The sequence below is a fragment of the Halosimplex amylolyticum genome, assembly GCF_051414035.1.
Taxonomy (GTDB): Archaea; Halobacteriota; Halobacteria; order Halobacteriales; family Haloarculaceae; genus Halosimplex; species Halosimplex amylolyticum.
In genome coordinates, this window is the sequence record NZ_JBLKNW010000005.1 from 44,160 (window position 1) to 57,544 (window position 13,385).

The following is a 13,385-nucleotide window of genomic DNA, read 5'->3' on the forward strand; positions in this document are numbered from 1 at the left end:
GTTAGATGAGTACCGTAACCTGCTGTTATCGAGTCTGTAGAGTAGAACGGCTTTCGGTAGAGCGCGTAACTTGACGTTATGCACTCGAAATCAATCGAGATCAGGCGCCGCGGACGAGCGGCTCGTACCACTCGCGGTTCTCCCGGTACCACTCGATGAACGCGCCGACGCCTTCGCGGATGGTGTGGGTCGGCTCGTAGCCGATCAGCTCCGCGGCCTTCTCGATGCCGGCGTGGGTGTGCTCGGCGTCGACGTCGTAGCCCTCCGTGTACTGTAGTTCGAGGTCGGGCGCCAGCTGGTCGCGGATCTCCTCGGCGAGCGTCTCGATGGCGATGTTGTCCGTACTGCCGACGTTCATCACCTCGCCGTCCGCGGCATCGGTCTCCAGCAGCGTCCGGTTCGCCGCGAGGACGTCCTCGACAAAGGTGAAATCGCGTGTCTGCTGACCGTCGCCGTAGATGACCGGCGGCTCACCGTTGATGCAACGAGAGACGAAGTTCGAGATTGCCATGTTCGGCCGCATGCGCGGGCCGTACACCGTGAAGTAGCGCAAGGCGACGGTGGGGATGCCGTAGCGCTCGCCGTAGACCATCGCGTAGCGCTCGGCGGCGAGTTTCGAAGCACCGTACGGGCTGACTGGCGTCGTCAGATGGTCCTCGTCGTAGGGGAGATACCGCGGCTTGCCGTACACCGACGAGGAACTCGCGAGCACGAACCGCTCGACGCCGTGTTCGCGGGCGGCGTCGAGGGCGTTCAGCGTGCCGTCGACGTTGACATCGTCGTACTTTCGGGGACTGATGTCGGCCCGGACGCCCGCCTGTGCGGCCTGGTGGTAGACGTAGTCGGCGTCGGCGACGAGGTCGTCGACGACGTCGGCGTCGCGCACGTCCCCCTCGACGAGTTCGTAGCTGCCGTCGCTCTCGCTCGCCGCCGCGCGGCCGGCCTCGACGTTGTGCTCTTTGATCCGCCGGTCGTAGTAGGGGTCGAAGTTGTCCAGTGCGACCACGTCGTGGCCGTCGCGGGCGAACGCCTCCGCGAGGTGACTGCCGATGAACCCGGCACCACCGGTGACCAGGATGTCCATTGATCGTATCGCTCACCCGACGGGAGAAAAAGGCATCGTCACGGCGCGTCCCGAGACGGCTCTCCGGTGGTGCCCCTACCGAGGGTTTCATAGTATGATCGATTGCAGGACTCTCGCAGGGGCTGCCTCGCCCGGAGATTAAATACGGTGGCAGCATCAGCACAATGTATGGAGCGTATCGAGGAGGTAAATATCGAGCCCGATATCCCCGTCGAGCGACTCCGTTCGACGCTTGACGACGCGCCAGTTCGAGTCGCAATTCTGTTCGGATCTAGAGCGACCGGTGAAACGCACGCCCGGAGCGATTTCGACATCGCGATCGCGTTCGCCGGTCTCGAACCGGGCGATCCGGGATACAACGAGACGTTTTTCGGTCTCAGCGCGTCGGTGAGTGAGGTTCTCGCGACGGATGACGTCGACCTCGTCGACGTCCACTCTCTGTCACCGTCGTTCGCGCGCTCGGTCTTCGACGACGGTGTCCTCCTCGTTGGGACAGCGGAGCACGTCGAGACACTCCGCGCGTCCCTGGGCGGTGGTGATATCAGCGAACGGCCGGCAGTTGAACGATTCGACGACGCGCTTCGGCGGATCGACGAACACCTCGCATGAGCGGCGATCTTCCGCGGGATCGGCTGCAACGGATTGTCGACGCCGTCGAGACGATCGAGGACTCGATCGGCGTTCTCGCCGAAAAGAGGCGGCAGACCGACCGCGAGACATACAAAACCGATCCTGACACGCGTGATATCGTCGAGCGACGCTTCGTCAAGACGACTGAGGCGGCACTCGATATCGGCACCGTCCTCGTCGTTCACGAACGCGGCGATCCTCCCGAGAGTAATCCTGCGACGATGCGCTCGCTGGGTGATCTCGGTATCCTTTCCGAGGAACTAGCCGACGAGATGGCCGCAACGGCACGGTTCCGGAACGTACTCGCTCACACCTACGGTGATGCGATAGACGACGACGTCGTCTACGACGCGCTCGACGATCTAGAGCGGTATCGGTCGTTCCTGCTCGCAGTTCGCGAGCATCTCGATTCGATCGGCGCCCTCGAAGACTGACGGAAAACAACCGGTGAGGAGAACGACTACTCCGCCGTCGCGTCGGCCTGGTCCGCCTCGTCCTCGGTGTCGACGACGCCCGCTTCCTGCAGTCGCTCCTCGGCAGAATCTCGGTCCTCGGGGTAGCCGACGTCGGTGCGCCAGCCGTCCATGCGGATGGCGTCGATGGTGCGGCCGGAGTGGATGAGCAGGTCGATGGCGTCGCTGATCTCGTACTCGCCGCGATTCGACGGCTGGACGAGGTGGCAGGCGTGGAGGATCTCGGGCGTGAACGTGTAGAAGCCGGTCATCACCAGGTTCGAGGGCGGGTCCTCGGGCTTCTCGACGACCTCGGTGATCTCGCCGTACTTGTTGGTGTTACAGACGCCGTAGCGACTCGCCTCCTCCCAGGGGACTTCCTCGACCAGGAAGGCGGCGTCGGCCCGCGACTCGGCCTGTCGGTTGACGACGTCTTCGAGGTTGGCCTGGAAGATGTTGTCGCCGAGCATCAGCATGAAGTCGTCGTCGATGTGCTCTTCCACCGTGAGCAGGGCGTGGGCCAGCCCCTTCTGTTCGCGCTGGTGGGCGTAGGTGATCGGCACGCCCTCGAACTCGTCCTCGAAGTGGTTGATGATCGCCTGTTTCTTGTAGCCGACGACCACGAGCAGTTCGTCGGCACCGAGCTCGACGAGTTGCTCGAAACAGTGCGTGAGAATGGGTTTGCCGGCGACTTCGACCATCCCTTTCGGTTTGTCCTCGGTCAGCGGACGCAATCGCGTCCCCTCACCGGCGGCGAGTACGACGGCTTGCATACATCCGACTCGTGTTCCCCCATGCATAACTCTTGTCGAACCCCGGACAGCCCCTCGGACGAGCTACCACCGGACGCTGCACTCACCGGGCGCTGCACGCACCGGGCGCTGCACGCACCGGGCGCTGCACGCACCGGACGCTGCCGGCACCAATCGTTTCGGGCTCGAACCCGTTCGTCGAGTCACGATGGACGATTCCGGGCGTCTTTGGCCGACGGACCGCTCGCGAGTCGGCTGGTGGCTGTTCGTCGCCGCGCTCGCCGCGGCGGCAGCGTACGTCGCGTACGAGTTCGTCGGCCTCCTGGTCGTGGGGATCTTCGGCTACTACGCGACGCGCCCCATCTGCGACCGGGTCGGCGAACTGGTCGACTCCGACGCCCTCGCGGCGGCGGTGACCGTACTGGTCGTCCTCGTCCCGATCGTCGCCTTCTCGCTGTACGCGGGCCTCCAGCTCGCCCTCGCGGTCCAGGGATTTGTCGGCGACGCGGTCGACCCGCTCGCGTTCGCCGCGCAGTACTTCGGACTCGGTGAGGTCCCCGCCGACGAACGAGCGGCCCTACAGCGCGTGATACAGGACCCGGACGCGTTCGTCTCGAACCCACGGGAGACGGCACGCACCGTCCTCACGACCGGCGCGACGATCGCGTCGATGGTGGTGAGCACGCTCCTGTTCCTGGCGCTGGCGGTTACGCTGTCGTACTTCCTGCTGAGAAACGACGAGCCGTTCGCCGACGCGCTCCTGCGACTGTTCGGCGGCCGGGACACGACGGCGTACGCCTACGCGACCGCCGTTGACGCCGACCTCGAATCGGTCTTCTTCGGCAACTTCCTGTTCGTCGTCGTCATGTCCGTCGTCGCGACGGGAGCCTACTGGGCGACGAACCTGATCCTTGGCCCGACGCTCCACGTCCCGATGGTCCCCGTTCTCGGCTTTCTGACGGGCGTGGCGAGTCTCATCCCGCTCGTCGTCGGAAAGGTCATCTACGTCCCGGTGCTCGGGTACCTGGCGATCGCGGCCTTCCGGGCCGACGGCACCGCGATCGCGCTCGTCGGCGGGGTCGCGGTCGTCTACTTCCTCGTTCTCGATTTCCTACCTCAGACGTTCCTGCAGCCGTACATCTCCGGGCGAGAACTCGACGGGATGATGCTCATGTTCGCGTACCTCCTCGGCCCGGTCATGTTCGGCTGGTACGGCTTCTTCCTGCTGCCCATCCTGTTCGTCGCGGTCCTGGAGGCCGTCCGGATCGTCCTCCCGGAGCTCATCCACGGCGAGCGGCTGACGACCACCGCCACGATGGGCGGATCGGTCGGCGCCGACCCGCAGGACGAGGGACCCGTCCCGACGGACCAACCGGGCGAGAGCGGGACCGGGCCGGGCGCTCAATCGGGCGAGAGCGGGACCGGGCCGGGCGACCAACCGGGCGCGAACGGGTCGGGTTCGGGTGGGACCGATCGGTCCCCCGAAGACGAGTGACGCTCGGCGGCGACCGTCGCCGTGCCGACGTGACCGATCCGAATCCTGAAGGCCGGCGGTGGCGAACCCCTCCGTCAATGCACGTCAGTATCGTGGGCAGCGGCTACGTCGGGACGACCGTCGCCGCCTGTCTCGCCGACCTGGGACACGACGTGACGAACGTCGACGTCGACGAGGACGTCGTCGCGACCATCAACGACGGCGACTCACCGATCCACGAACCCGGCCTGGCCGAACTGATCGGCGAACACGCCGGCGACCGACTCCGGGCGACCACTGACTACGACGCCGTCCGCGAGACTGACGTGACGTTCCTCGCGCTCCCGACTCCCTCCGAGGACGACGGCGGGATCGACCTCACCTACATGGAGGCCGGCGCCGCGTCACTCGGCGAGGCCCTCGCCGACAAAGCGGGTGATCACCTCGTCGTCGTCAAGAGCACCGTCGTCCCCGGCTCGACCGAGGGGGTCGTCGCGCCCGCCATCGAGGAGACCTCGGGGAAGTCCGCCGGGGAGGGCTTCCGCGTCGCGATGAACCCGGAGTTCCTCCGCATGGGGACCGCCGTCGAGGACTTCCTCGACCCCCAGAAGATCGTCTTCGGCGCCCGCGAGGCCGACGCCTACGAGACGCTCGGCGACCTGTTCGAACCCCTGGTCGAATCGAGCGACGCCGCCGTCGTCGAGACCGGGATCCGCGAGGCCGAGATGATCAAGTACGCCAACAACGGCTTCCTCGCCGCGAAGGTCTCCCTCATCAACGACATCGGAAATATCTGCAAGGAGTTCGACGTCGACGCCTACGAGGTCGCCGACGCCATCGCGCTGGACGACCGCATCGGCGGGCAGTTCCTGCGCTCCGGTTTGGGGTGGGGCGGATCATGTTTTCCAAAAGACATAAGAGCAATTATACAATCGTCCAGAGAGGTCGGCTACGAACCGCCCGTCCTGGAGGCCGCCGTCGAGGTGAACGACGGTCAGCCCGAGCGCCTCCTCTCACTGTTGGACGACCACGCCGACGTGGCCGGCAAGCGCGTCGCCGTGCTGGGCCTGTCGTTCAAGCCCGGCACCGACGACGTGCGGGGGACGCGCGCCGTGCCGGTCATCGAGGGCCTGCAGGCGCGCGGCGCCGACGTGGTCGCCTACGACCCAGTCGCGGCGGAGAGCTTCGACGAATATTACGAGGACGTCGAGATCGAATACGCGGCGTCGGCGGCGGAGGCACTCGACGGCGCCCACGCGGCCGTCGCCGTCACCGACTGGGACGAGTTCGCGGCGCTCGACGCGGAGTTCGACGAGATGGCGAACCCGCTCGTGGTCGATGGCCGCCATATCATCGAGCGTCGTGATGGGATCACCTATGAGGGACTGACCTGGTAGTCTCTGGTCTTCGGAGTTGTCGCCTACAGTCGTCCTATTTCGACGCAATAGACTACTAGATGACAGTTTGCGAACCGGGCGATCCATCGAGGCAAACTATCCTGCACAGGATTGTCGTGCCACTATCGCTGCGAGGTGAATGCGGAACCACAAGTAATATATTTTCATTTACGAATCGCCGATAACATCATACTTTGGTTTATTCGGGGTAATGCTTCACTGTGGAGAAAAAATGTAATATTGTCTATTAGCATAGAGATCGTCTTGAACCATCTTCCAGACTATATTTTTCTCACTATGTAAGATCTCACAGGCTATACCTCTGTGTATGGGCGGTGCTGGCTGACCAATTTCTCATCAATAAAACCCTGTTTCTATCTGAGTCACCCGTTTCCTACACCGGAACGGTTGACGAAACCAGGTTAACAGAAGGTGAAACAACCATATAATTTATAATATAAGAAAATAGACTAGGACGTGTGACTAAAATTTGTTTGACTATAGAGCCGGTGAGTAAATAGAACCATCCCACGAGCGGCCACGATCAGGTGGGGTTGGGGTGTGTGATTGCCTATCGTAGCCGTCGTGGGACACACCACCGGTGGGCAGACCGATAGATGGAGCCACTGGCCACATCTATGGATCGGTGGCAACTACAGAACGATAGGCTGGCCACAAAAATCTTTTGAGTGACACTATTCCGAGCGCCAAAGTTGCTGAGTATTTCAGTTGAACGGAGACTGCTGTACGTTTTCGTTCGAATCGAGAGGGCACCTGTTTGAGGCGACCATTTTCGTTCGTGTGAGATTGAATCCATGATCGCCCGTGAACCGGGCATGTCTCGGTTCGTTCCGCACCTGACCAGAACCGCTCCTCTTCGCCTCTCCTATTGGCGGGATCGCCAGAATCACTCCGGCAAATGTTGATTAGATTGAAGGTGTAAATAACAGTCTTACGCGTGTAATTCAAGTGTTCGATCCGCCTATAGTATTTTCTAGCCTTAACTTATGTCTGGGTGTCATACTTGTGGTCGGTTGTCGTACGAAGAATTTGCCACGCGCCGATAATCGGTAGAGAAACGGTTCGGTAAAAGTTGGAGACGGGGACGGCGGAACCCGCTACGTTCTGGCGGTGCCCACTTCTGGGACCGACGGATCAGAGGATCTGACGCAGGACTTCGAGTTCTTCCTCCTTCGAGAGATACTCGGCATCGAAGCAGGCGTGGATCATCTTGTGAGCGAGATCAAGATCCCACTCGGTCGCGTCGTTCGACGCCTGCCGGTCGCTGACCTGCTGTTCGAGCGCAGCGAGCCGCGACTCGATAGACTGGATCGGTGTGTCCGACGTTCTGTCCGAACTCTGGACAACGTTGCCGTCACCCGGCTCCCCCTCGAATAGCCGGTCTACGAACTCTCTGCGGGTCGACCAGTCGAAACCCGGGATGTCGTTGAGTCGCTTTGAGACCGTCGCTCGCGTCACGTCGAGATGCTCTGCGATCTCCTTCTGGGTCGCTGTCGGCTCACGGTAGACGGCTCGTAGTGTCTCCCGCTGTTTGTCTGTGAGTTCCGCGGGACCTGCGATTGTACCTTCCGAGCCATCCGACGGCGAGCCCTCCTCCATTGTCACGACCGGGCCGGTCGTAGTCTCGGGACTAGTTCGGTTGAGTTCTTCCTCCTCAGAAGCAGCTGTTCCGTTCTCCGATCCGTTCTGTGTACCCTCCGTATCGTCTGGAACGTCGATAGCGTTCTGGTCTGGGTTCGCTGACTCGGCCCGGCTTTCGATGTCGACGTCGTCATCGTCGGACTCTGCGTGGCCATTTTGTTTGCCGGACCCGTCCGCTCGTTTCGTCTGCGATCGGTTCTTTCCCGGGTCACCGTACTCGTCAATCACACGTTTGACGAACGTTTCCGATGCCCCGTCCACGTTCTCCGCGATTGTCGTGAGGGAAGCATCGGGATTTGATTTGGCAACCTCCAGTATCTTTTTGTGAACCATCGCCCGCGGTCTTGATCCAGAGTTGATAACATTATCAGAGCTGGTCGGTGTAGACTTACCCATCTGTATCCACCCGCATTTTATTAATGTGAAATCAATTGAATAAGTATTCCGCTTGTTTAGATGCGACCGGAGTAGTTGAAAAAACGTGACTTCACGACAGAATCACGTCGGCTGCTAGCTAGATGGCTTTTTTCTCTCGGCGCGTGAGGACTGTAGAGCGTCGAGATATGCGAGGCTTGGAACGGCAATGTCTGTGTTGTGTGTCGCTGAAAATTCACAGTTTCGAAACACTCGTTCGGACACTTTCGGGGTCTCAGTTCTCGGTTCGGTTTCACATCTGCAGTGTCGATGAACTGTCTTGGGGTCAAGCTTCGAGGAGGACAATCCCCTCCCGGGGACATGTACCTCCTTGACACGATGGCCGACGCTACGAAGATGTGCGAAGCGACTGGCTGTGAACCCGAGATTTCCTTCGAACAGGGTGTTCGCCGCGTCTGCAGCCAGTACGTGTAGCTCGGTCGCTCGTGCTCAGTACCGGGTCCTCTCGATATCTCGTATGACTCTCAGCCGCCCCGTTGTGACCTGGTCGACCTGAGGGGGTCAGGCGAGTAACTCGTTCCCACCGCCGTCTTCCGATATAGTTCAAGAGCTCTGTCTACGCCGGTGCAGGTCTAGCTTCTGTTTTGACCTCGGCCTCTGTCTCTGCCTCGGTCGCCCCTCCCGTAGGTCGTCGGGAGTTCGTATCGCTCGCCATTGACGTAGAGGTCGGAGTAGTACGTATCGAGTTTCGATGGGCCATACAAGGGGTCGCCGCGCCCAACACCCACCGCGTGGACCGTCGCATCCCCGTACGCGTCCAGTAAGTCAAACCCGATCCGAACGAACTTCCTGTTTTTCTTCGAAAATCGCTTCCAAGGCGGTCCCTCGATATCCCTGAATTCGTCCGTGACTTTCCTGGTGTGCCACTCGTTCGTCCCCTTGTCTGCGTACATCGTCCGGAAGACGGGTGTGAGTCCATCGACGACCGAGGGGTCTGGTTTGGCCGTCCCGGTCGACGCCTCGCCCCGCTCGCCAACCGTTCCATCGCCGCCTGCGCCGGTCGTGGGCGTGTCCTCGTCGTCGGTGTCGGTCGTCGACGTGGTCGTTTCCCCTTCGGCAACCGTCGTCTCTTCTTCGCTGCCGGTCGGTTTCAAGAGTAGCCACGCTTCGTCCGGTCCGACGCCGCGCTTCTCGTGGTCGGTTCCCACGCCGGTCACGTCGTCATCCGTCACGTACCAGTCGTAGGCGATCCCCGCTTCGACGGACTCCGTCTCCGTGTCAGTGCCTTCGGGATGGTCGGTAGTCGTCGTTCCGGTCGTTCCCGACACGCCGGTCCCCTTCTCGTCGCTGGCACGGTACTCGAACAGGTCGGACACCGTTAGTCCACGATTACGGACGTTTACGACTGAGATGCCGTAGTCGAACGTGACTCCTGCCTCGCTTCGATCGGTCGCGCTGTCGGTTTCACTATCGTCGGTTCCCCATGCTCGATCGGTCGTCTCGTCCGTACCCGCTTTCGTTGGTCCTCTCCCACGATTGCCGGGTCCACGTTCACTCGCCTTGGACTCCGGCAGCGACGTGATCCGGATCACACCGTTTCGGTCGCCGGGCCCTCGACCGCGACCGCGATCAGTCCCCCGCCCATTCTGTCCACGACCACCCGAGGCCTGACTGCCGCCTCGTCCCCGCCCGTTCCCGGATTCACCTTGACTGCTGTCTCCTCCGTGGTCAGTTTCGGTCTGTTCGCTCTCGGATTCCGCGGGGTCGCTGACGGCTTCGATCCGTACCGTGTCACTAAACCCGCGAAACGTATTCCCCGAACTGACGTCGATCGTCGCTGCCCGGCCGTCCGCGAGTACTAGCTGGCTGCCGAGTGCCGATCCCACGTCGCCCCGCACGCTCCAGAGGACGGTCCCACCCACGGCGAGACCGCCGAGTCCTTTGAGGACTCTTCGTCGAGTCGGATCCATACCTCGACGAGTAGGCTGTCATCACGTTTTGTTATCAACAGTATATCACGATTATGAGGTCGGTAAGTTCGATTTTGTCATCGGTGGGATCGAAAATACGCTCTGGGCGGGCGAGGCCGGACTTTCAGACCGATCCCCTGAGGACAATCAAAAAGATGAGTATATCGAACGTCTACCTACGATGATGATTCGAGTCACTTCGAGGACGGAGAGCTATCGATAATTCGGATGGACCCAAACGGGTGTGTAATCAGTTTGAATAGTGTGCACCCCAGTCGTCGCCATCGTATTCAAGGACAGTATCGAACAGCTCTGTGAGTGTCGCAACCGTCTGTTCGTCGTGTGTCTGCGGGTTCAAGTGGTAGTGTGAGATTGCGTCAACGTCCTCGAACCGATCGGTCACGACTCGAAGGAACCTGAACGCCTGGTCGAGATCAACGTACTGCAACAGCGTCGATATCGAGTGAAAACAGCCGACTATCTGCTGGTCGTCGCTTGACTCGCCCCACTCCTCGAGACAATCCGTGATCCGAATCCCCAGTCGCGTCAGATTCCCAGGGGAATTCACACGTGTGACCGTCCGGTTCTCCTCGGCCGCTTCGTCGGTAATCTCCGAACTTGACCGAGCGTCGGCATCGACGCTGACGATGTGGCTTCTGGCTGGATACGATCCGGCGTGTCGCTGCCACGCGCCGAGATGGTCGGAAGGAGACTGCGTGAACAGGACTGCGAGTGCGTTAACTTCCTGCGGTGCAGCTGGTGTCTGCAGATCGATACAGATCCGTGATTCGTTGCCCGCGAACTGGGGACAGCGAACGAGCACGCTATCGCCCGGCTCCAGGTCTACCCCGACCTGCGCTGTGATCGGACACATTATCGAGTGTCTGTATTTATTTTCAAATTTCATGTATATAAAGATATGTCTCACGATAGTACCTGCACCATACTACCCGAGACGATCGTTTTCGGGACCGCGAACGGATGGTTCGGACCGTCCGCCGTCGTCCGGTGACACGCGGCGAACGTTTCGACGTTCGTGAAATCGTGAAATCAATTCCCGCTCGGTTCGGTGGTGACCAGCGTGACCGAACCCGGTGGTCTCCTGACGGGCGGGTTCGCAACTCCCGACGCTCAGAACAGGAGTCGATCCCAGACCGTCACCACCAGTCCGGTCGCGAGAAAGAGACACAGGGCGTACACGAGGTATCCTAGCACGAGCGCAGCGAAACGTCGGCCACCGAGTCGCCTCCCCCGACGTCGGCACCGGGCCACGACCCATCCCAGGTGTCCGAGAAACAGCACCGAGACGTACACCCCGACCGACGGCAGCCCGTACCGGGCCCACGTGATCGGACCCAGCAGGAAGCTCTCACGACCGAACGCCGCGCTCAATTCCCAGTAGAGGCGTGGATACCCGAACCCAAGTGTCGTCCCGTAGCTCACGACGAAGATGGCGCGTTCGCGTTCTCGACTGACGACGCGCCGCATCGTCTCGGCGTACCCGGGACCGCTCCCGTCGTCGCGGCGCACCCACTCGTAGGCGCCGACACCGAGACACGACCCGACGAGGCCGCCGACCGTCCCCAACCCCGTAAGCGGATGGACCGGCGTCGGCGAGACGAACGAGTACAGCGCCAGTCCCAGGACCGTAAGGACGAGCGCGGCCGCGAGCCACGCGAGGGCGGCCGTGACCTCGTCCGATGGACGGTCTTGGAGCGCCGTCCGAACGCCGCCGAGCGCGAGCGGATACGCGAGGCAGACTCCGGCGAAAAAGTACCAGGGTTCGAGCCGAAACCGTCGGCACGCACCGGCCGTCTCCGAGCAGAGCACCCCGTCGAATAGCACGAATCCCACGAACAGCGCGACCGATCCCACGGAGAGGAGCGTCTCCAGGTGGCCCCTAGCCGCAACTGCAGCCACGCCGACTCCGACGAGACAACCGAGGAGGAAGGCGTGTATCTCGACCGGCTGGTCGAGGACGGTCCCGAGCCAGTCGTCGAGTCGCCACCACCGGATCTGGATCCACCAGAGCGCGCGGGACGCGGCAACCGGCTGCACCGGTGGAACCATACTTGCCGTTTCATGACGTTTCAGTATAAATGTACAATCCGGTTGCTTGCAGTACCAGGGCTGATTGTCCCGGCTCAGGGCGTGGAGGCCATCTGCCGCTGCTATTCCGGTCTGTTTGCCCGTATTGCACACCAGTGGTTACTTCTAACGGCCATTTCGGGTCTACGCTGTCACAGTCGATCGTCGGACGTGGCGATTTCTTCGCCGTCCGGGCCGGGAGGCAAACGCCGGGTCGCCCGACTTGCGAACCGGAGTACTCGGGGCCCGTGCTCGACCGCGAGGAGGTTCAGGACCGTCGTGGCGTACAGAGCACTCAGAAAGTACCAGGGTTTGGCCTCGATTTCGGTCGCGACGTCGCTGTAGCGCATGAATCCGATGTGCGAGGCGTTCCCGAGCGCTGAGAGCACGCCGAAAAAGAGCAACAGGTACGCGAGTACCGGTCGTTCACGGTAGAGCAGGCCGACGAACAGGCCGAGCAACACCCCGAGTTGTGCCGTGTGTAGTTCCACGTAGGAATTAAACAACTGGGGGAGGACCTCGGGCGACATCTCTCAGGCGGCACCCCCGTTAAGGACGTGCAGCCGGTCGCCAGTCGCCCGAGTCGTCGTCATCGTTGTTAGCAACTGGATTGCTTCTGATGCTTAACTCGTGTGTTCTAGATATCAATAGTGAAAATAAAGGTGGCTTATCGATTCCCTAGAAAAGAGGGTGAATGGAGCTATATTCTCTCGATCCGGTTGAAGATACTATTTGTAATAGTGATACTCTCTGTCTTTACCGTACTTGTCCGAGTGGCTGTCTTTCGGGCTTGGGGACCATCTGCGGCTTCGAAGCGGTCAGCTATTCGACGACGATGACAGGGAGAGGGTGTCGCCTTCGAGCCGGTAGACCTGTGAGAACCTGTCGACGAGCGAGCGGTCGTGACTCACGACGACCAGGGCAGTCCCGACCGTCTCCTGGAGCGAGCAGAGCAACTCGAGAAGTTGGTCGGCCGTCTCCGGGTCGAGCTGTCCGGTCGGCTCGTCGGCGAGAACGACGTCGGGTCGATTCGCGAGCGCTCGCGCGGTCGCGACGCGCTGTTTCTCGCCGCCCGAGAGCGATGCGGGGTGTCTGCCGGCGACGTGCTCGATGTCGAGCCGCTCGAAGAGATCGTCCAGCCACGCCTCGTCGCGCTCCCCGGCGTGGTCCTGGGGGAGTGCCGCGTTCTCACGGGCAGTCAGATCGGGGACGAGGCGGAAGTCTTGATAGACGAACCCGAGTGCCGTCCGCCTGAGCCGCGCTCGCTCTCGTTCCGTAAGCTGACTGGTGTCCTGCCCATCGATCTCAACGGTGCCGGCGTCTGGTGGCTCCAGCAGGCCGAGCACCGAGAATAGCGTCGTCTTCCCCGCACCGCTGCGCCCCTGGATGAGGATGCGATCGGCCGGTTCGACGGTGAGATCCACGCCGTCGAGTACCGCCTGGCCGTCGCGCTCGACCCGAACTCCACGAGCCGCGAGCACCGGATCAGTCACGGATCTCC

12 protein-coding genes and 1 pseudogene are annotated in these 13,385 nt (G+C 61.6%); 5 read left to right on the forward strand and 8 right to left on the reverse strand.

Going from position 1 to position 13,385, the window contains the following annotated elements; all coding sequences use genetic code 11:
- Positions 1-100: 100 nt before the first annotated feature.
- On the reverse strand, positions 101-1,084 hold the full coding sequence (locus tag ACMGFE_RS18540; protein ID WP_436926737.1) for an NAD-dependent epimerase/dehydratase family protein: 984 nt from the start codon (positions 1,082-1,084) through the stop codon (positions 101-103).
- A gap of 168 nt (positions 1,085-1,252) precedes the next feature.
- Between ACMGFE_RS18540 and mntA the strand changes: the two genes are divergently transcribed.
- Complete coding sequence (gene mntA, locus ACMGFE_RS18545; RefSeq protein WP_436926738.1) at positions 1,253-1,693, forward strand: type VII toxin-antitoxin system MntA family adenylyltransferase antitoxin; 441 nt, start codon at positions 1,253-1,255, stop codon at positions 1,691-1,693.
- Positions 1,690-2,148, forward strand: a complete 459-nt coding sequence (gene hepT, locus ACMGFE_RS18550) for a type VII toxin-antitoxin system HepT family RNase toxin (protein ID WP_436926739.1) — start codon at positions 1,690-1,692, stop codon at positions 2,146-2,148. Before mntA ends, hepT begins: the two co-directional genes overlap by 4 nt.
- A gap of 26 nt (positions 2,149-2,174) precedes the next feature.
- Here hepT and aglF read toward each other — a convergent pair whose 3' ends face one another.
- On the reverse strand, positions 2,175-2,939 hold the full coding sequence (gene aglF / locus ACMGFE_RS18555) for a UTP--glucose-1-phosphate uridylyltransferase AglF (RefSeq protein ID WP_436926740.1): 765 nt from the start codon (positions 2,937-2,939) through the stop codon (positions 2,175-2,177).
- Positions 2,940-3,126: 187 nt separating this feature from the next.
- Between aglF and ACMGFE_RS18560 the strand changes: the two genes are divergently transcribed.
- Both ACMGFE_RS18560 and aglM read left to right on the forward strand, forming a co-directional pair.
- Positions 3,127-4,413, forward strand: a complete 1,287-nt coding sequence (locus ACMGFE_RS18560) for an AI-2E family transporter (protein ID WP_436926741.1) — start codon at positions 3,127-3,129, stop codon at positions 4,411-4,413.
- 77 nt (positions 4,414-4,490) lie between these two features.
- Positions 4,491-5,789, forward strand: a complete 1,299-nt coding sequence (aglM, locus tag ACMGFE_RS18565) for a UDP-glucose 6-dehydrogenase AglM (protein WP_436926742.1) — start codon at positions 4,491-4,493, stop codon at positions 5,787-5,789.
- A 1,155-nt stretch (positions 5,790-6,944) separates the two neighbouring features.
- Here the strand turns inward: aglM and ACMGFE_RS18570 are convergent.
- Positions 6,945-7,784: a winged helix-turn-helix transcriptional regulator gene (locus ACMGFE_RS18570; RefSeq protein WP_436926743.1), complete on the reverse strand. Its 840-nt coding sequence runs from the start codon at positions 7,782-7,784 to the stop codon at positions 6,945-6,947.
- 393 nt (positions 7,785-8,177) lie between these two features.
- On the opposite strand from ACMGFE_RS18570, the pseudogene ACMGFE_RS18575 reads away from it, so the two are divergent.
- Positions 8,178-8,300, forward strand: a pseudogene (locus ACMGFE_RS18575) (NAD-dependent epimerase/dehydratase family protein); the annotation flags it as partial.
- Positions 8,301-8,458: 158 nt separating this feature from the next.
- Here ACMGFE_RS18575 and ACMGFE_RS18580 read toward each other — a convergent pair.
- The 5 genes from ACMGFE_RS18580 to ACMGFE_RS18600 all read right to left on the reverse strand — a co-directional run bounded on the left by ACMGFE_RS18580 (position 8,459) and on the right by ACMGFE_RS18600 (position 13,377).
- Positions 8,459-9,418 carry a hypothetical protein gene (locus tag ACMGFE_RS18580; RefSeq protein ID WP_436926745.1) on the reverse strand — a complete coding sequence of 320 codons (960 nt, stop codon included), beginning with the start codon at positions 9,416-9,418 and terminating at the stop codon, positions 8,459-8,461.
- A 628-nt stretch (positions 9,419-10,046) separates the two neighbouring features.
- A complete protein-coding gene (locus ACMGFE_RS18585; RefSeq protein ID WP_436926746.1) occupies positions 10,047-10,670 on the reverse strand; it encodes a DUF7504 family protein in 624 nt (207 codons plus the stop codon).
- 257 nt (positions 10,671-10,927) lie between these two features.
- A complete protein-coding gene (locus ACMGFE_RS18590; RefSeq protein WP_436926747.1) occupies positions 10,928-11,866 on the reverse strand; it encodes a hypothetical protein in 939 nt (312 codons plus the stop codon).
- A gap of 170 nt (positions 11,867-12,036) precedes the next feature.
- Entirely contained in the window at positions 12,037-12,414 is a 378-nt protein-coding gene (locus ACMGFE_RS18595; protein WP_436926748.1) for a hypothetical protein, read from the reverse strand.
- A gap of 288 nt (positions 12,415-12,702) precedes the next feature.
- Positions 12,703-13,377: an ABC transporter ATP-binding protein gene (locus ACMGFE_RS18600; protein WP_436926749.1), complete on the reverse strand. Its 675-nt coding sequence runs from the start codon at positions 13,375-13,377 to the stop codon at positions 12,703-12,705.
- Between the last annotated feature and the right edge of the window lie 8 nt (positions 13,378-13,385).